Genomic DNA, 18,800 nt, shown 5'->3' on the forward strand with positions numbered 1-18,800 from the left:
TTTAAAACCTTCTTCCTATCCTTTAGTAAAAAAATATAAGGATCAAGGGAGAACAAGTGACTGGGTATGACCAATGTTAGAACTTAAGGAGTTTCGCGGGTTAGTACTGCTTATAAAGATGAAGGCTGGAGTTAAAGTTACAGCGTAGTGGTGTTTTTAAACCAAAGCACATGCTCTATATTCTTATTACAATTGCAAATGTTTATGAGGTTTCAACAAAGCATCTCATAAATCAGCGTTTTTTTCTTTACGCGATAAGAAGAGTGTGAGGCAAAACAGTAAAAATACAGCGATAGAGAAGAGGAAGAATATGAGATATGTTTGGTTGAGAGAAAGAACTCCTTTTGTTAGCGTATGGAGTAAATAGCCAGCGAACACTCCTCCTAAAGCACCACCTATTTGCTGTAATATACGTGTGATAACTGCCGTATCTTTGACGTATAAAGGATTGACATATTGGATGGGGGCAGACAGGCATACAATGGTGGTAATACCAAGCCCTATACCTCTTAGTAAGAAACCCAGACCATCCATGCTTGTCTGATAGCCAAAGCATAATAAGCCAAAACTTGAGATTAGCAAACCAATTCCTATCATGAAAAAGGGAGATTTTTCTTTCCATTTCTGGTAAATAAATTTTCTGCCAATCCATGCTCCCACCCCTTGTAGTGCAAGGAGGGCACCGATGATGAGAAGGCTTTTTTCATGGGGTTCTTCTGTGGTGCGTGCTAATGGAAAATAAACGAGAAAGCTATAAAAAAGAAAGGAAGCGATAAGCCCCATGATCATGAGCACTGTGTAGCGCACATTTGTAAATCCGCTAAAGACGATTAATTTGTTTTTTGCTTTCTGATTAGAAACAATGAAGAATATGAGAGAGATTACCGCTATCAATGCTATGGTATATATGGTTGTGTTATTATTGATGTTTCTGGCTTCTGTGAGGTAAAAAAACGAAATAAGCGATAGGGAAAAAGTTACAAATGCCAGTAGGTTAAATTTTGTTTTTGCTGTTTCATTGGTTTTTAAATGTTTTGCTCCAATGGCAAGTGCTAATAAAATAAGCGGAATATTGATAAAAAATAACAATCGCCAAGACATATACTGAGCAATGGAAGCCCCTACCAGCGGACCAAAGGCAGGAGCAAAAACCGTTGGTACAGCTATGGTACCCATGGCTTGGCGAACGCGGTCTTGTCCAAATTGTAAGGCGATAATGGTTTGACTTAGGGGCAGCAAAAGACCTGTTCCAAAACCTTGAACGATACGGGCAGAGATAATGCTTTGAAAATTATTGCTTAATCCCACTCCCAGTGATCCAAGCATAAAAATGCAGTTTGCAAGAAACCACGTTTTTTTGACGCCTATTCTTCCTTGTAGAAAAGCTGCCATCAACAGTCCTGGCACAGTGGCGAGGAAATAGGAAGTTACAACCCATTGTATATTCTTTTCTCCCGTTGAAAAATAATGCGCAAGATTAGGAAGGATGACATTCACAATGCTACCGTCTAGCAAAGGTAGTATACTGGAGATAATGACGGTATAAATGACAGACTTTTCTGATTTGCTATAGGAATCTCTTTTTTGCATTCTTATGCCCCCTGCTGATATTCTTGACAATATTGGTTCTGCCTCATAAATCACAGGCTTTGAGAATGAATACCTGTTTGCGAGGACTGTGCTATTGGGATAAATGTGATGGGGAGTGCTGATGGCTTCCCCCAATGCTTGTCTCCCCTGATATTCCCTTTGTGTAAGCCCTTTTTTTCCTAAATAAAGCTCTTGTTTAAACGGATTTTGGTGAGTTTATCGAGGAGTCTGTTTGCTGTCAATTCTCTTGGCATGAGAGCAAAACAGAGCCTACATATTTGTGTAGGCTCTGCTCCAAAGTTTAATGGTTTGTGGTTCTTATAAGATCCGGTCCGGTTTTACGGAGCCTGTTTGCGTTCTGGTATGAAATTCATGAGGAGAAAATATTAAGATCAATCTGTTTCGTTTATCGAGAATATTTTTTATGATGTTTTTTAACGTAATTCTAAAATATAAACTGAAAGGGTATGCGCGGCATTAACTGCTAAGCGCGCATGACGGGGCTTGAGGTTGATCTTGCGAAAATTCTCTTCCGAGCGACCATGGGCTGCGCCTTTTTTGTTTCTTAGATTCATGGTTCCTTTCACAACTTGGTACAGACCAGATGCGATCATTTGCAAATCATTTGGATCCAGATCATTCCAGTTTTTTTTCTTCATATCTTCGGGATGAATTTGAGCATTTTCAACGACTTTATCCCATAAAGAGCGTAGTGTCACAGCCGTTTCTTTATATGAGATAGCGTGATGGTCGAGATAAGCTTTACAAGATGCCTCCAAGAGATTTGCGGCACGGACAACTGCCCCCCTTGGATCTTTTTCTATTTGTTCTAATGCTCTTTTTATTTCAGTTTCTATTGCTGAAAGTCCGTTCTTTGCAATTTCTTTTTGCAATGTTTCTATAGAGATAAGGCCAGCTTTTTGCAGTCCTTGTGTGGAGGAGTTCTCCGCTTTGATGATATATCCTCCACGGTGGTATTGTAATCCATCTTTTTTCAAGGTTTCTAAAATCTTACTTTGATCTTCTGATCTGTTATCAAATGAGAAACTGTTGGATTTATGAGACTCGTTGTCCATAAAATCACCAAGTAGGTTACCAAGGATCTCAAGCGGTTCATCGCATTGCATGTTGATGGCTTGGAGTCGTTTCTTGGTTCTAAAGGCTTTGCTATCTCCTTCTGTTTCATTGGGAGCAGATAATTTAAAAAATAAGTGGTCTAATTCCTTAATCGTATAATAGTTTGCAAATATTTGAGGGAGTAGTCCAATGATTGCAGGAGGAATTTTGTTTTTTTGAGATATTTTTTGCGGGGATGATAATTGCATTGTATGCCTTTATAATATCAAAAATAATCTGTGGATTAGTTTTTAGAATATGATTTTGCTGCTTTCCCCTTGGTAAAAGGTCGCACGCATCATATAGTGTCTGATATAAGAATTTTGCATGAGAAATACTATATCATGTTTAAAAAAATGTTTTCTTTTTTACTGTTATCGTCGTAAGGCGGAATGCTTTTATTGCATGATGAGATAAATAGACGTGAGATAGCTTGAATTTACTTTTTTGCTTTTTTCATAAAAAGCAGGAGGGCAAGAAAAGCAGCGCTGATGGATGCAATGCTTAAGAGTTGCCAAACCGATAAGCCAAAAACAGCTTTGTTGTATAAGAGAGAACCGAAGTAACTGCCTGCCATTCCTCCAAAAGCACTCGACAAACTCATGATGCCAAATGCGCTCGCAATGAGGCGTTCATCTATATTTGTGGCCTCATAATCGAGGCGTATGCGCATAATGATTTCGGCAAAGGTAAAAAGTACGATCGCTAAAAAGAGACTAAAGTAAGAAGGATTAAGAGCGTGGAGAATAAAGAATGAGAGCCCAAAAAATACAAAGGATAACACTATAGGCGTTTTGGAATTTTCCCGACAAGACCATCTTGAGACAGGTATTTGGAAAAAGATAACAATGAGGGCATTGAGGAGAAAAATATATGAGGGGGTGCTTTTCCCAAAAGTTTCGTCACCAAACAGCGGTATTGTGATTTCAAGTTGTATGTAAAGAAAGAGAAATAAAAACGTGAAAAATGCTACACGCAGCATTGTCTTGTTGGTAAGCAGATTGCTAAAATCAGAAAAATTTATTTTACTGCCTGTGTTGGTAACCCGGCTTTCTTTTAATGTGCAGTTGATAAGCAATAATAAAATAAAGATGAAGCCAACAAGGCTAAATAAGAGTTGAGGATGAACTTTTAAAATAAGCATTCCAAGTAATGGGCCAATGGCAGTCCCTATGTTGGCAAAAATGGATCTGATGGCGAGAATATCAACTTTGTCAGCTTGAGAGACGTTTTTTACTAAAAAAGATTTTGCTGCGGGAAAATACATACTGCTTCCTAGTCCAATCAGGATACAGGAGAGAAGTAGGATGTAAAAATTATGCGTAAAACCAATGATAAAATAACCTGGAATCCGCAGCGCTAAACCCAAAAGCATGGTTTTTTTGATATGCACATAATCGGAAAGGATTCCTCCTAAAAGGGAGCCTGCTCTTTGGCACCAAAAAGCTATTCCAATGATGGTACCTACTTCTATCGCACTGAGCGAATTCAATTTGTTTAAGTAGATCGCCAGAAAAGGAACGACCATAAAGGCACCAATATTGCTCAAAAGTATGGTTATGAGAATAAGGTGTATGCTTGCCTTGAAACTGAGAATTTTCCGTAACATTGATTTTTCTATTACAATATTGACTTTATTCGCTTTGGAGAGTGCCTTTCATAGCGCTGTTTTTGCAGCTATACTAGTCGTAAAAAAATCTTGATACAGGTTTGGTTCATGAGGTTGAGAACTTTTTCTGTAAGCTGTAAGGCGAGAGGTATTTATTTGCGCACTGTATATTTTAAGTGCATATGCTTAAATGTTCCAGTTATTTTGGTGGTGAGAAATATTTGATCTGTGTGTTTTGGGGGAGTCAATTCTTTACCAAAACATTCAGGCTCTTTTCCTTTTGTAGGGGTGTACATATAAAATGATAAATGTTTTCATCAAGTTTAGAACATGGTAATCCTATGGGATCGATTTCTTGTGTGGTAAAGCTAAGGAGGGTAATACCTAAGTCAGGAATTATATCTCTTATTTTCAAAACAGATTCAGTTTGAAAGGATTCTCCAAGATAGAATAAGTTTTTTTGAGGTTTTAATTTTTGCTTCCAAAATACGATAATAAGTTTATCTGCAAAACTGGCAAGCAAATGATGGTATCAATAGAAAATTCTTCGATAGCTGAACTCAGAGTTTCAGGATCAACCATAGAGGCAAATGGATAATATGTTACTTTGAGAAGGCGACAAATTTCATGTGCAAATAAAAAACCACCCCACAATCCTCCAGCTGTGAGGCAATTGGCAACGGAGCTTACGGAGCAGTTTTTAAAAACAGTTTCGAGCTTCTTTGCCGCAGAGTGTGTTACAAACTCATAATTGAGCCATTTGTGGCGAAGTGTTCTAGGCACTCTTGTTGTGTCACCGGTTGCAAAAATTATATGCGACATTGAAGTTCCTTATTTTTTTTAGTTTGCATGAGGCAAAGGCAAGAGGCAAAGGCGGAGACACCAACAATCATGGCAAAAAGCAAAGCGATATGATTGTTGAAATGGCTGATGATCCATCCACTTGTCCATGAGCCTATAGCTTGGCCAATATTTGAAATAACAAGAATATAACTAAAAAGAACACTGGAAGAGACGGATGCGATTGTTTTCCCTGCTTGATAGTATATCTCTGGAATCATGACAGATTCATAGATACTGTAGGCAATTAACGCAGTTACAGCGGTAAAGATGTCACCCATGAGAAAGAATGAAGCGAAACTTCCCATAAGCCATAGTAGGTAAAAGGTTGATTTATCGGAAAGGCTAAGGTGTTTATTGATTATTCCTTGCCAGATACAAATACTGATTCCAACAATTGAAAAGAAAATTCCGCTATACGGGGCCAGATTGCTGTCAAATTTACTGAGAAGTGTTGTGGTGGTGATAAAAATTCCCATGATAAACGTGCAAAGAAAAGCTGTGACCAGTAAATAAACAATAGCATGATTATGTGTTATTTTTTTTAAAGAAGAAAGAAGAGAGGCGTTTGTTTTTTTATTCTTTTCAACGGATGCTTTTTTATGGGGGTAGTGATAAACAATTTTGATGGATACAAAACAAAGATACAAACCAATGATTGCAAAACAAGCCATTAAAAAAGCGGATGCATTATATTTTATGGCTATCATTGCAACGAGAGGGGCTATAACGACAGCAGCGTTTTGAAAAAAAGAATAGAGCGTTAATGCGCGTTTAAGAGCACTTCCATTGAGATGTTCTGATAAAATTTCTCTCAAAAATGGCTTTGAAATTGCTTTTGAAAAAGCTGTTAAGGTGAAAAAGACCAGCCATGCAGAAGCTGTGGTTGACAGGATAACGCATAGGAAAGCGCTACTCCTTAAAATAAAAGCGATAGCCATTAAAAGTTTACGTGAAAATCTCTCCAAGAAACCTGTTGTGGTTATCATGAGAATGCTTTCGAGGATTACTGATCCAGCGAGATAAAACGCAACATTTGTCGCAGTTATGAAAGAAGAGTTTCCAAGGAGTGGGAGTACAAAGAAATAGGAAAATTCAGAAAGAAAAAGCGCGCTATAGATGAAAAAAGTTATTTTATTTTTGCCCATGGAATTTCCATAGAAGTGTCGTTAAATGATCAAAGACATTTTGTTGTATCTTTTGGGGAAGTTTTGTTAGCTCTGTTTTTGCTGTACCCATATCGTTGAAAGAGTATCCTTCCTGATTTACTAGCCAGTTCACTGCAAGAATATTGTTTTTTGTTTTTTCTACGATGTTTTTAGAAATATTAAGCATTTCAGGATAGAATTTTTCCTTGCCCTATACGGTTATAAAAGCTGCTTCTGTTAGGATCTTTTTTGTGCCTCCACGTGCAGCATTTCTTATAGTGTTGTCTCCTCATATGAAGAAATATGACAGAATGGGAATCGAGAAAAATGGTATTTAATTTTAACGCAAGCTTATCAAATAATATATACGCGTTTGCGCAGCTGCATATTGCACACCAAATTTCTCTACAGAAGATTTCACGGCGTTATTTAGTGCTGGATGACGTTATAACTTCAGATAGGAAGATGATTATACAATCAAAAATTTTTCCTGATTGAGCAACAATCCTGCACCCTGATGTTCGCGCAACAATCGTGAGATCATTGAAGACCTTGATCCCATATCTTCTCCTGATGATTTTGACTGTTTCTAATTCTATTTGATAACCAATTGAATTCCCGCATTCTTGTTCCTCCCATGAAACTTTTACAAAGAGGGTGTACTCATTTCTATAGATTGTCAACATATGAATGATTTAATAAGTTTTTCATAAAACGAGATTTTTCGTGAACGGTTACCCATTCTTTTGAAGTGTAGAAGAAAAATGATTGCGTTCATTAATCATCATTTAATTCTTTTTTAGCGTATGCGTTGATATTTGCCGGCATGGCGTTGTAAAAATCCTCTCTCGATAAGGGTGCGTCTTAATCTGGCAAAATCTACCGTAAAGAGGCTGCATATCTTGGAGACTTCCGTTTCACTATAGATTTTTTCCCTTTGAAAGGCTTGGACAATTTTTGTAAGCATCTCTTCTGTTTCTAAATGGCGATCACTTAAATTTTCTCTCTCCCGTACATTTTTATCTTCTAGTGCTTTCCAAAGTGTTCCTTCTGCTTGAAATCCGGCTGTTGTGTTTTGAATAAGACCAAGGTTTAAAAGACGGTTGATGGATTTGTGAATGGTTTTCGCATCACAATCGACAGTTTTTAGGATCTCAGAAAGATTTTTTGCACCAAGGATAATGGCGGCATAAACAGTGCGCAGTGTTGGTGAGGTCATGGCAGAAATTAGTGAATTCACTTTACTGCGTTTGTGAAGTGTTTCTTGTCCCATGGGTAAAAGATCATTGCGAAGGGGCAGCTCATTGATCTCTATGAGTTCTGCTTGGAGCGATTGTATGCGGACAATTTGCTCAGTAGGGGTGCGTTTGCGAATAATCCCCAGACCACTTTGGCGATATTTATGGTTTTCAGGGAGGGTTAAAGCTTCATAGGATCCATCAAGACGGTAGAGAATTTCTTCCCACAAAGGGGTTCTCACACGTCGCACCCGTTGCTCTCCATTAAGAGCAACGGGTGTGGTCATGGTTGGTTCATGCAGACAGAGATAACCACCAGCGGTGATATGTTCCCAAAGTGTGATAACAAATCGCACATCATCTGCGGGCGTTCCAGCATCAAGCCAAGCAAAATCTATGGGGCCCCAAGATTTGAGCGTTGCATCATCAAGAGAGAAGAAATTCTCATGAATGAATGTTATGGTATCTTTTTCAATACGCTCGTCTTGGAGCAGTTTTTGCCATGCTTCTTTAGCGGACTGACTGTCTCCTGAAAAATCATCAATGGTGATCAATTGTGGCTGGTAATTTTCAAGAATCCCTGAAGGGTCAAGCAAAGCTGTGCGTTCTTCCCAAGTGGAGGATTCTAAAAGTTTTTTATCCTGTTGCCATGCTTGTTTTGCTTTTTGCAGTGCTTTAGCAATTAAGCGTGTGCTATCGCCTGCGCCGATTTCAAGGACTGTGTGCGGTCTTGCCATTTGAATGAGCGTATAAAGAAGCTGGGTAATGTTTTCTGTTCCCATATCCGGTCTTATCAAGGGCATCTGTTGATCCTTATCCTTTTACCAAGCGCAGCATTCCTGCTTTGATAAAAAATGTGGTTGTTTGTTCCATGGGGTATTGTTGCATGATGTTATCGTTTTTTGTTTTAAAATATCAAATTTTTGCAATGATTGTTTGCTGTTCCACACGGAGTGGCTTAGCAAAATCCCATTGGTTAGTAGGGGGGAGAGACAATGATGTTGGTTGGGATTTTATCCGGTGGTGATTGTTATCTCCTTTTTGTGCATGGTTTGCTTGCTGGAATAGATAGCAAAGTCTATTAGGTATTATCCCATTCCTTTTTTTGCAGAGTGCTGTTTACGATAAAGCCTAAGATGCCTGTGATCATGGTGGCAATGCCGATGATAAAGAGTGTGTGTTGGGTATGGTGCACTTTTACAAAACCTGCACTAATAAAACCAATACATACGGCTGTTTGTATGATGAAGATATAGGCGGGCATCTGATTGTTTCGTTGTTCTTTCCGAATAGCTTTCATCATAAAACTTGCCATTAGAGCATTTTGCACGCCGTTGGCACTTCCAAGAATAAAAAATGACAGCATCATCAGCCATGCGAAGCTCGTTAAAGAAAAGCAGAAAATGGCAAAACCAATGGTTGCGGCAGCTAATGATGCTCCAGCGGCATTGCCAAAGCGGTGGAAAAGGCTGGAAAAGCAGAGTGGGCCAACCACAAGACCGAGACTGATCATGCTGCTGATTATGCCATAGGTTTGTGCACTAAACGCTAGCTCAGTGCGGATGCGGACAATCGACAACACATTGAGAGCTGAAGTGAGGATGATGGTGATAATAAGGGGCATAAGAGCATAGACAACCTTTTTTTTACGCAAAAGCCCTGTTAAGTCTAGCCCCTTTTTGCTTTGCTGTGATGGGTTTATCGTTTTCTTATGCACTTTTAAACTTTTAAAACAGACTATGGTGATCAAGCCTGCACAGAGAACCATGATTGAGAGTGCAAAGAGCCCTTTTTGCCCGTTGGATAGACCATATAATACGCCCCCTAATAGTGGTCCGGCAATATAACCAAGATTACGAACCGTTTGGATAATGCGATTGATATAGTCTAATTGCTGTTCATTTTTTGCGAAGTCAGGTACAGCAACAAGGATTGAGGACCAAAAGAGAGAACCAGCACAGCCCAATGCAAAAGAAAGAGCAATATAAGCCCAAAACTGGTTAGCAATTGCAGCTGTAGCTATGAAAAGTGCTTCAAATAATAAAACAACAGTGACTGTGTGCACTGGCTGGAAATGATGCAAAAGGCGTGGGGCGATGGGGCCTGCGCAAATTCCTCCTATAAGCCCTGCAAACAGCAACATTGAAATAGAGGCTGTACTTTCTGCTAAGTGTAAAGCAAAAGTGACTTGAGCTGTTTCATCGGCAAAGCTACTTAAGCCCAAAATGAGAAAAAGTCCCATTTGGGCAAAAATCATGGACTTTTTCTTTGTCACAATGCTCCTCCCCAAGGTGCTAAAGTTATCATTTTCTCCTGTGTGTTGATGGTATATCACAGGTTTTTGCTCTGTCTATTTTTTTCCGGATGATTAAGTTTGAGAAAATAATCTTTCTCATTCTCATTGCTATATTATGCCAAAAGCTTTTCAAGCCAATTATAAAAAAAGCTGTACAAAACTGTACAGCTTTTTTTAGGTTCATTTTAGAGCTAGAAATTTTAAAGTTTAAAAAAGTCCTTGCGGCTTCTGTAACCATAATAACCACAAACACTGGAAATTATGGCGCCTATCAGACTCCCTAAAAAGCCCCACCATCCCATCTTGGAGGCTGTGTTTGTGACTTTTGTGGCGGTGTTTTTGGCACCTTTGATAGCTCCTTCAAGATTGTCAGAGAGGGTTTCAGCCCGTTCTTCAAGCACTTTTATCGCTTTTACAGTTTTTTCCTCTGCACTTTGATAAAGTTGAAGAGCACGGTTGGCTGCTCTTTGTGCATCCGCACGGCTCATGCCATCTTTTGTGAGGGCATTGATGATATCGCTTCGATTAAATTTTTCTGTCAGATCTTCTACACGATCAGAAAGGCGTTCCTCTAGATTTTTCAGAGTGGTGCGGTAATGAGAAGGATCCTTTTTAAAGGCTGTGATTGCCTCTCCAATATCACTGAGTGCTGCCTGATAGGATGTTTTTAAGCGCTCAGGATTGAGGGCAGGAATATCGCTTTTATGGAGAAGGGTACGCAACTCATTGCCAAGTTGGTCAAAATTGACGCCATCATCGCTGTTTTTTGTTAAAAACTTTGCAAAATCCTCGCTGTTTAATTTTGTAAGCAGGGGGGAAATATTTGTTTTGAAACTGTCGACAGTTTGTTGGACCATCGAGCTGTTTGCTAGAGCAGCTTTAGCCCCTATTTTTGCTGTGCTTGAAACGACATGGATGGCTTGGAGGGTCATAAGAAGTGTTATGAGAGCCCAGGTTAAGAAACCATGAAGAGCTCCAGCGGTTTCAGCAAAACGCCCAGCCACAAAACCTCCCAAAGCAAGACTTATCAGTATAACGATAAGAGAACTTGTGCCCATGGAGAGGAACGAGCCTTCAAAAGGGGAGGACGAAGTGAAATCCATTTGGCTCAATCCTAATGCTCCTACCAGAAAAGAGAGGCAGATTGAGGTGGCAAGAGCCGTTACCAGTCCAGCAAAAATGGCGGACCATGAAATGGGTGTTTGAAAAAAAGGATATTCTGTCTCTAGGGATGTTTCTCCTAGAAAATTCGTATCGAAAGGTGTTTTTTCAGGAATGCGGGTTTCCATGTTTTATCTCCTTGAATATTCTGGAGATACAATGCCTTATTGCCAATTATGTTCCAAAATAGATGGATGGACGCTAAAATGAAGAGAAAAAACACTTTAACGTTTATTATGAGAGGAAAAATGTGAAATACGCAACTCTAAAGATCTAATGTATGCTTGAGGAAAGGCGTGTTTCTCTCTATACTGTATAGTATCATTGAATCTCTTATGTGAGGAATATTTTATAAAATAGAGTTAAAAAGTCAGGCGTCAGGGAAAAAATAAATATCAACTCAGAATATTATAAGAGCTCACGGTTTAAGTTAAATAAAAGTGTGTTGATTTTTTATTCTATAATAATTTTCACTAAATGAGACGCTAATTTTTTTCTGCTTTTCATCAGTAAAAAACTTTATGAAATGAGTACGATATATTGATATATTGGTTTTTGGGTGTTTTGCAGAAGTAGCATTATACTCTATGAGCTGATAGACCAAAATTCTTTACAATAATGATTTGTGTTGATAGGCTCTTTAAGCTATTGCTCTGTTTATACTATATTGATTGGGGGGTAGAGGCGCTAGAGGTTGTTTTTCTGCTTTGTCTTTTATCGATCAACTTTGATGGATCTTGTAGAGAAAGTGGCATTGTTGCTGTGAAAAGAGATTGTGCTTTTGTTTATGATATAATGGAAAAAGCAGCGGAAGATTGTGGCAAAGTGTGTGTAAAGGAAAGATTCTTCATGGGTTGAATTTTTTCATGTGAAGCGTGGAGAATAGAATTTTATTGATTAAAAAATAATAGAAATTTTATTTCACAAAGTAAAATAATAACACTTTTCATTATGATTATTTATCTATATAAGAAAAAATATCATTATATTTTTTATTTTCAATTAAATACTATTTAATATATAACTTTAAAAGTGTGATTTTCTTTATGAATCGTAAATATACTTTTCCATTTATTATACTTATTGTATGTTTGTCGACAGGGGGATTAATCTCTACTGATATTTTTTTACCAGCACTGGGAGATATGCGTCAGTATTATCAAGTGACTCAATCTCAAATTCAAAGTGCCGTGGCTGTTTTTTTGTTTGCGTTGGCACTTGGACAGCTTATTTATGGACCGCTCAGTGATAATTTTGGGCGTAAAAAAACACTTCTATTAGGCTTATTCTTGTGGTTATTCACGACAATTGGTGTGATTTATACGGTTCATATTCATGCTTTTCTTGTATTACGTTTTTTGCAAGGTCTTGGAGCTTGTGCGGGACTTGTCTTAAGTCGCGCGATTATCAATGATTTGTTGGATAAAAAAGCAGCAGGAAGACTTTATTTGATCGTTTTCCCTTTTATTGGAATGTCGCCAGCACTTGCACCTTTCATCGGTGGACTGTTGATACAAGCTTTTCATTGGCAGGTGACTTTTATCTTTTTAGGCTTTTTTATATTTTTGACCATTTTACTGTGTTGTTTTGTGCTAACCGAAACTCTCCCTCTTCAAAAACGACAGCCTTTTTCGCCGGTAGGATTTATGAAGGGATATTTAGATGTTCTCAGAAATAAACAATTTATTTTTTATGCACTTATTCCGTGTTTTTCTTATGCAGCCTATTTTGCTTATATTGTGGAGTCGCCTTTTTTACTCACGACTTTGGGTTTATCGCCGATCCATATTAGTTATAGCTATATTGGTGTCTCATTTCCCTATATTTTGGGAAATTTTTTGGCGCGATGGTTTTTTGAACGCGAGTCTATGGAAAAAACTGTGGGGAGAGGGTACATTATTTTTGTTATAGGAGGTGTGCTTTTTGCTGTGCAAATGTATCTAAGCCCATGGCCCCTTGTGACAAGTTTTATGGCAATTGCTGTTCTTACTTTCGGCAATGGTTTTTTATTGCCGTTAGGCACAGCGTTGGCTATTTCATCCCATCCGCAAGCGGCGGGAGCGGCTTCTGGGGTTATGGGCTCTTTGCAATTAGGGAGCGCTGCACTCAGTGCCGCGGTTATCGGAGAGATCTCTGGTCATAGCCCACGGGCTATGGCAACTTTGTTAGCCGCCTGTTGCATGATTGGTTTTATCATTTATATCCAAAAAGCGCGTCATTTTATGACCTCAGAAATAAGCTGAGTGAAATGATCAAAAGAGAGCATTATGCAGAAATATTTTTGATGTTTTACATGTTTTTGGACTCTGTTGTTGAATGATTTTTTTTAATTAGTGGTTTGATTGAGGGGCTTTAAAATTGGTCATAAGCTTCGTTTAAATTTAACAAATTTGGTGTTATGGGGGGGAGCTTGTGGGCGTAGAGTTTCAACATATCTGTATTTTTATGACATTTGGGAGAAAGAGTTTGGCTTCTGATGCGTGTGTTGAAGCAAGAGGAGCGACCGATCAATGAGTCTTCCTGTTGTTATTCTTTCTCCTGTGATGCCCATTTGGGATGAGGGGGCTTTTTGCGCTCCATTGACAAAGCTCTGCGCGACAAAAGGATTCCAAGTAACGCTACTGGATACACTCTCGCTTTTTCCTAAGAGTGCTTATTTTCTCAATTATTCTGCTATTGAAACGTTATCTTTTATGATAAAAAAACTCGAAAAGTATTTTAAAGAGCCTGCGGTGCTTGTGGGATTTTCTATGGCTGGAATGTTGGTACAAATATTGGCACCACAGCTTCCTAATGTTCGCGCTGTACTTGCTGTCAATGCACCTGGCTATCCAGATAAGCCTTTGCAGCGGCGCCTTGGAGATATTTTGTTTTACTTAGAAAATAATGATTTGGCAGGAGCTTTGGAAACACTTAATGTTTTTATGCATTCTCGTGGCATCATTAAAAAAAGAGTTGCCTTGGAAATTCCGCAAGATCAAAAAAGCATGGCCATTGAACGGATGACAAGAGGATTTAAACTCTTATTGGCATTGGATGCTAGAGATGAGATTGTTAAGTATACGGGTAAGTTTTTAGCGTTAGTGGGTGAAAAATCGCAACTTGCAACGGTTGATAATCAAACAAAAAGCAAATGTTTCAATCATGAATATCGAATAGTTTCTGGGGCGGGTACGCGTTTGTGGGATGATAATCCTGTTATGACAAATGCAATTGTTAGCGAATGGATGGAGAGATTATGAAAAAAAGTTCTTGTGCTATTGGGTAGTGGGTTGGGATTAGAAATCAGCGAGGGGCGTTGAAAGGGCTTAGAGTCATGACTATTGCTATTCATTTCACTTATGGTGATATGGGGTGGGAATGTTGGAAAAGGGAAGGGGATTGTCTTCCTCAAGCAACTTGGTAAAAATTACAGAATGCGATGCTCTTTTGCTTGCTGCTGTTGCTGATCTAGGAGATGCAGCAAAAGAATTTGTCCTTCATTTAAGAGAGTATCGATTTCTATATCTTTTTCCTGTTCTTCTTTAGTGCCAAAAGTTAGGTCTGTTTACTGATAGATGTTTCGTAAGATACATCATTGGTTCTCAGCAGTCTTTTCATTTTTATGTTATCAGAAAAAATATTAAAGATTTGTAAGCTGGATTGGATTTTCGGAGTATTACTTTTCTAACGTCCAATTGTGTAATGGATTTTACTCTTGAGATTAAGGGGATAAGATACATGCATCATACAATGTTTTTTTTAGCTCTTATAAGAAGTATTTTTACTCGTTTCTTCAGTGTCTTTTATCTAACCATTAATTTCTGCTCTTGATGTGCAAATGAAAGGCTTTAATGAACTTCAATAGCAGAGGACTTATCCGGTTCTTTCATCCAAGATGCAAAAAAAAGATTAATGATCATTATAAACTAATCCGTTATCTTGCCTTAGGAGAAATATGCAGGAAATCTAGAGACTTTGTGTGCCTCAAAAGCGTTGTTAATAATCGATATTCTTTGTAAATCAGAAAGAGATGTTGTGAAAAGATAAGATACAGTATCATTAGACAGAACAGCTTTGCAAGTTTTATTGACAAATAGGTCCGTGAAGCGTTGATGGTGAATATGGGCTGTTCAGTTGGCAGTCAATAAATTGCTGTAAAGATCTCATAAAGTGTTTCCTTTATGCTTTTATGTAGATTGCACGATGGTTAGGTGTTCGCTTCGGGGGATATTTCCCAATTTGATAACAAGAACAGCTCTTTTTTCTGTAAGACGGTGAAGATGTAATAAGTGATCATTTTATGCTTTTATTTCCTTTTTAATTGATCATTGTGTGGAAATTTGTACGGAAAATATTTGATGTGGTGTGTTTGTGCATGAACAAATTTTTGACGTAATTCGCCTAGATAGAAAGCCCACTGCAATTTTTTCAACAACTCGTGTCCCCTCTGTTGTGATGCGCGGTCGTTTTTAAAGCAAAAAAGAAAGGGCTTTTATGTATCGGATTGATTACAACAGTTATCGTTCTGTCAAGAGTTTTAGTCGTCGCGTTCGTTTTCTTGTCATGCATTATACGGCTATTGATTTTAAAGCCTCAGTCATGGCGCTTACGGGAGAAAAGGTTAGTGCACACTATCTCGTTCCTGATCCTTCAGAGCAGACATATCGTGAAGCTGGATTTAAAGATATGCGTATTTTTAATCTGGTTGATGAGAATGAGCGTGCGTGGCATGCAGGTGTTAGCGCGTGGGCTGGGTATAGTCATCTCAATGATTCATCTATTGGGATTGAAATCGTTAATTTAGCAACGAGTCATTCTAAGTCTTCAGAAGATACTGTTGAAATGAATCATCATAATGAGGAGTTTAGCTTTCCTCCTTATAATCCGATACAAATTGATGCCGTCAAAGAGCTTGCATTGAATATTCTTCAACGCTATCCCGGTATTACGCCAACGGATGTTGTGGGGCATAGTGATATTGCCATTGGAAGAAAAAGTGATCCAGGAGCAGCTTTTCCGTGGAAAGAGCTTTATGAGGCAGGGATAGGGGCGTGGTATGATGATGAGCCTAAAAATCGCTATCAGGAACAATTTTCTAAGAGTTTTCCGTCCAAGGAAGAGGCTTTGGAAAAGCTGAAATGTTATGGGTATGATATTTCAGCAGCATCTACTGAAATAGGATATAAAAATTTGATCCGAGCTTTTCAACTTCATTTTCGTCAAGAAAAGTATGACGGAATTCTTGATGTTGAAACAGCAGCCATTCTTTACGCATTAGTTGATAAATATTTTTCGTGAATTCAATTCTTTTGAATTAAAAGGTATTTTATGATGATGGGTGAGCGCTTTTTGTTTCTTAAAAGCGCTTATTTTTTGCTGATTGGTTTCATATAAAAAAGAGCATTTATTGTTTTTAAAAATCGTATAGATGGTATAAGGCATTTTATGGAAACATAACTTTATAGCAAACTTTATGGTTTGCAGAGATGAAGTTTTGTTGTTTCTTTTTCTTATATTCTGTTTCGTTTAAAAGTATCCAAAGTTAAGATGTTGTGTATAATGGGATTATGCAAGATAGAATGCCTCAAACAAAATGGACTTTTATGGCATGTTTAGCTGTTTGTTTTAGAAAATATTTTTTTGGTGTGTATCACACACATATTTTGCAATGGCATTTGTAAAGAGTATAAAATCTTTTGTGAAGTCTATTGTCTGTTGTGCATCATCATTCTTATGTTTCATAAAAAAACAAGCCGGCACCATTCTACATTTTTCTCGCTCTCGATGTTGTGCGACAGTCTTTGACATTTGAAACGATTCATAGGTATTTGTCTTTCTTTTTTATTCAGCTTTTATTTATACGCTAATCCTCCTTGTGATGCGTAAGGGGATGATTTTGATTGCTTCAACAGGGAGGAATTTGAAATGAGAGAATCTGACAATATTCAGTTTTCTCATTCAAGTTGAATAAAGATAAATTATCATTATAAATCAATGTATTATTTTGCTTCTATTCTATTATGCTGTAAAACACCATCATTAAAGGTGTGATGCAGGAGCATAAAGTATATACACTTAATTGAAGTATTTTAAAAATAGAGAGGGGAAAATATTAAGGGTGGAATTTGTCTGTAGAGCCTTATGCAAATGAATCATAAAGAATCCAATAAAGCGTCTCCCCAAAGCAATTTAATTATTTACAAACTGGTGCTGGTAGGAATTTTCGTACTTTGAGAGGAGATAAGAGTTCTTGTTCAGTGCAGTTGACTGAATATTCTGGGTGAGACTTACTTGAGAAGATCATGTCTTAAATTACAAGGATTAGGTGTAAAAAAACAAAGAAAGACCAATTTGAGGATAAAGCAATGGGGCACGCTTTAAAGAGCAAGAAAGGGATTGTTTGAATTGATGGCTAACATCCTATGAAGTCTTTTTATCAAACTCATAAGGTTAATTTTCTAAGAATATTTTTGTGAAACTAAGCTGTTTTGTCAGAAGGATTAAGAAAATAAGTATCCGGAAAGATTGTTCATGATATTTGATTGCAAAAAATAAAAAACTGGCAACATGAGTTGCCAGTTTTTGAAAGCTCTAGCTTAATAGAATTAGAATGAACGCTGTAAACGGATCATACCTTGGAAAGCACTTTTTCCATGAAAGAGGCGTTTTTCATTCTCATGTGCATCCTTTACAATCCGATCATCGTTCCAAGAAACGTAGGTTAATTCAGGTGTAATCACAAACCCTGGAACCAGCGTGTAGGCAATATTGACAGATGTTGCAAAGGTTTTTACAGCACTATAAGAAACTTGCGCATTCAAATCTGCTTTTGGCGTGAGTTTGTAAGTAGCACCTGCCCAAGCAGCCCATTTACCGCCCCAGTTTGCATAGATCGTTGTGCTGCGTCGTGATAACTCACCATCTGCATTTTCTGTGTAGTAATCAACACCATTTTTATAGCCAGCCATCACCCATAGGTTGAAACGGTCGTTAACATTGAAATCTGCACGAACTTTCCCAGCCCACTTTTTGTAGTAAGCATCATATGCAGCAACAGCTGAAAAACCACCCCATTTTTGCATAAACTTTATACCCAAAACCACATTGGGGGTGTAATTTTTAATTCCTTTACTTGGAAGCGTATCGTCTGTGACAGGAATAAGTTTCCCATCTTTCTCAATATAGTTGTCTCCTATTACTTTTGTTTCTTTTACCCCAGGAAGAGAATCTGCATTATTGCCTACTTCAACTCCGATAATAGCAGAAAAGCCGGAATCACCGTTAAAGGTGTAGGAAATAAAATTAGTGCGTGTTGTACCGGCAGGCGCTACACTGTCATCATTGAGCACATTCCCATATCCACCAGTCCAGCTGTTGAAAATGGTATCGTCAAGACCTACACGAAAGCCACCCAGTTCAATATAAGCGGCTGAAAGTCTTGCACCAGCGCCATTTTTACCATCACCCCAGCTTGAGAAAATTTTCGCATATGAACGAAGGGTTCCCATTTCTGTTTCAGAAGCGGCTTGAAAAACAAGGGTGAGCCGTGATGATGAGCCATAGGTTTTTCTTTTGTTGTTTAGTTCAGCTTCGGTGGTTGCATCGATATTACCACCGCCAACAAAATCAGCACGAACACTTCCTGACAAACGCATGCAGGTTTCTGTTCCAGGGATATAGAAATATCCTTTTCCGTAGGCATCACAAACGCGAACATATTCTACGGGTTCAGGTTCGGCAACAACTGTTGAAGCAGCATGTGCTCCAGAAATCGCGAAAAAAGCTGCTGTAGAGCTTAAAAAAAGGGATTTAATATTCAT

General features: G+C 38.2%; 13 protein-coding genes. 4 read left to right on the forward strand and 9 right to left on the reverse strand.

Going from position 1 to position 18,800, the window contains the following annotated elements; genetic code table 11:
* Positions 1–225: 225 nt before the first annotated feature.
* From T429_RS0106550 to T429_RS0106600, 8 genes are all read right to left on the reverse strand, one after another.
* Positions 226–1,590: an MFS transporter gene (locus T429_RS0106550; RefSeq protein ID WP_005773081.1), complete on the reverse strand. Its 1,365-nt coding sequence runs from the start codon at positions 1,588–1,590 to the stop codon at positions 226–228.
* Positions 1,591–2,024: 434 nt separating this feature from the next.
* On the reverse strand, positions 2,025–2,717 hold the full coding sequence (locus T429_RS0106555; protein WP_244925509.1) for an abortive infection family protein: 693 nt from the start codon (positions 2,715–2,717) through the stop codon (positions 2,025–2,027).
* Between the two features lie 428 nt (positions 2,718–3,145).
* Positions 3,146–4,315 carry an MFS transporter gene (locus tag T429_RS0106560; RefSeq protein WP_005773083.1) on the reverse strand — a complete coding sequence of 390 codons (1,170 nt, stop codon included), beginning with the start codon at positions 4,313–4,315 and terminating at the stop codon, positions 3,146–3,148.
* Positions 4,316–4,783: 468 nt separating this feature from the next.
* The gene (locus T429_RS0106565; RefSeq protein WP_005775160.1) at positions 4,784–5,137 is read right to left on the reverse strand and encodes a hypothetical protein; all 354 of its coding nucleotides are present in this window, start codon (positions 5,135–5,137) and stop codon (positions 4,784–4,786) included.
* Positions 5,125–6,303 (reverse strand): MFS transporter, encoded by a 1,179-nt coding sequence (locus tag T429_RS0106570; protein WP_005775161.1) that lies wholly within the window; start codon positions 6,301–6,303, stop codon positions 5,125–5,127. Before T429_RS0106570 ends, T429_RS0106565 begins: the two co-directional genes overlap by 13 nt.
* Positions 6,304–7,102: 799 nt before the next feature.
* Positions 7,103–8,344, reverse strand: a complete 1,242-nt coding sequence (locus T429_RS0106585) for a DUF2087 domain-containing protein (RefSeq protein ID WP_005775162.1) — start codon at positions 8,342–8,344, stop codon at positions 7,103–7,105.
* Between the two features lie 278 nt (positions 8,345–8,622).
* Positions 8,623–9,816 (reverse strand): MFS transporter, encoded by a 1,194-nt coding sequence (locus T429_RS0106595; RefSeq protein WP_005775165.1) that lies wholly within the window; start codon positions 9,814–9,816, stop codon positions 8,623–8,625.
* Between the two features lie 221 nt (positions 9,817–10,037).
* Complete coding sequence (locus T429_RS0106600; RefSeq protein WP_005773094.1) at positions 10,038–11,126, reverse strand: TIGR04086 family membrane protein; 1,089 nt, start codon at positions 11,124–11,126, stop codon at positions 10,038–10,040.
* Between the two features lie 918 nt (positions 11,127–12,044).
* Here T429_RS0106600 and T429_RS0106610 point away from each other — a divergent pair.
* The 4 genes from T429_RS0106610 (at position 12,045) to T429_RS0106630 (ending at position 16,278) form a co-directional block, all read left to right on the forward strand.
* Positions 12,045–13,241 carry a multidrug effflux MFS transporter gene (locus tag T429_RS0106610; protein ID WP_005773097.1) on the forward strand — a complete coding sequence of 399 codons (1,197 nt, stop codon included), beginning with the start codon at positions 12,045–12,047 and terminating at the stop codon, positions 13,239–13,241.
* Positions 13,242–13,508: 267 nt separating this feature from the next.
* Positions 13,509–14,240: an alpha/beta hydrolase family protein gene (locus T429_RS0106620; RefSeq protein ID WP_005773098.1), complete on the forward strand. Its 732-nt coding sequence runs from the start codon at positions 13,509–13,511 to the stop codon at positions 14,238–14,240.
* 118 nt (positions 14,241–14,358) lie between these two features.
* Positions 14,359–14,526 (forward strand): hypothetical protein, encoded by a 168-nt coding sequence (locus T429_RS10630; RefSeq protein WP_154645786.1) that lies wholly within the window; start codon positions 14,359–14,361, stop codon positions 14,524–14,526.
* 948 nt (positions 14,527–15,474) lie between these two features.
* Complete coding sequence (locus tag T429_RS0106630; RefSeq protein WP_005773099.1) at positions 15,475–16,278, forward strand: N-acetylmuramoyl-L-alanine amidase; 804 nt, start codon at positions 15,475–15,477, stop codon at positions 16,276–16,278.
* A 1,307-nt stretch (positions 16,279–17,585) separates the two neighbouring features.
* Here the strand turns inward: T429_RS0106630 and T429_RS0106645 are convergent.
* The gene (locus tag T429_RS0106645) at positions 17,586–18,800 is read right to left on the reverse strand and encodes a porin (protein ID WP_005775166.1); all 1,215 of its coding nucleotides are present in this window, start codon (positions 18,798–18,800) and stop codon (positions 17,586–17,588) included.

Origin of the sequence: Bartonella elizabethae F9251 = ATCC 49927, assembly GCF_000518165.1 — a bacterium.
In the GTDB taxonomy this organism is placed as follows: domain Bacteria; phylum Pseudomonadota; class Alphaproteobacteria; order Rhizobiales; family Rhizobiaceae; genus Bartonella; species Bartonella elizabethae.

Bases quoted from the DNA above. Each gene is read 5' to 3' on its own strand.
- T429_RS0106610 (WP_005773097.1), top strand. From the start codon at position 12,045: ATGAATCGTAAATATACTTTTCCATTTATTATACTTATTGTATGTTTG.
- T429_RS0106570 (WP_005775161.1), bottom strand. From the start codon at position 6,303: ATGGGCAAAAATAAAATAACTTTTTTCATCTATAGCGCGCTTTTTCTT.
- T429_RS0106620 (WP_005773098.1), top strand. From the start codon at position 13,509: ATGAGTCTTCCTGTTGTTATTCTTTCTCCTGTGATGCCCATTTGGGAT.
- T429_RS0106600 (WP_005773094.1), bottom strand. From the start codon at position 11,126: ATGGAAACCCGCATTCCTGAAAAAACACCTTTCGATACGAATTTTCTA.
- T429_RS0106585 (WP_005775162.1), bottom strand. From the start codon at position 8,344: ATGCCCTTGATAAGACCGGATATGGGAACAGAAAACATTACCCAGCTT.
- T429_RS0106630 (WP_005773099.1), top strand. From the start codon at position 15,475: ATGTATCGGATTGATTACAACAGTTATCGTTCTGTCAAGAGTTTTAGT.
- T429_RS0106555 (WP_244925509.1), bottom strand. From the start codon at position 2,717: ATGCAATGCGATGAACCGCTTGAGATCCTTGGTAACCTACTTGGTGAT.
- T429_RS10630 (WP_154645786.1), top strand. From the start codon at position 14,359: ATGTTGGAAAAGGGAAGGGGATTGTCTTCCTCAAGCAACTTGGTAAAA.
- T429_RS0106560 (WP_005773083.1), bottom strand. From the start codon at position 4,315: ATGTTACGGAAAATTCTCAGTTTCAAGGCAAGCATACACCTTATTCTC.
- T429_RS0106550 (WP_005773081.1), bottom strand. From the start codon at position 1,590: ATGCAAAAAAGAGATTCCTATAGCAAATCAGAAAAGTCTGTCATTTAT.
- T429_RS0106645 (WP_005775166.1), bottom strand. From the start codon at position 18,800: ATGAATATTAAATCCCTTTTTTTAAGCTCTACAGCAGCTTTTTTCGCG.
- T429_RS0106565 (WP_005775160.1), bottom strand. From the start codon at position 5,137: ATGTCGCATATAATTTTTGCAACCGGTGACACAACAAGAGTGCCTAGA.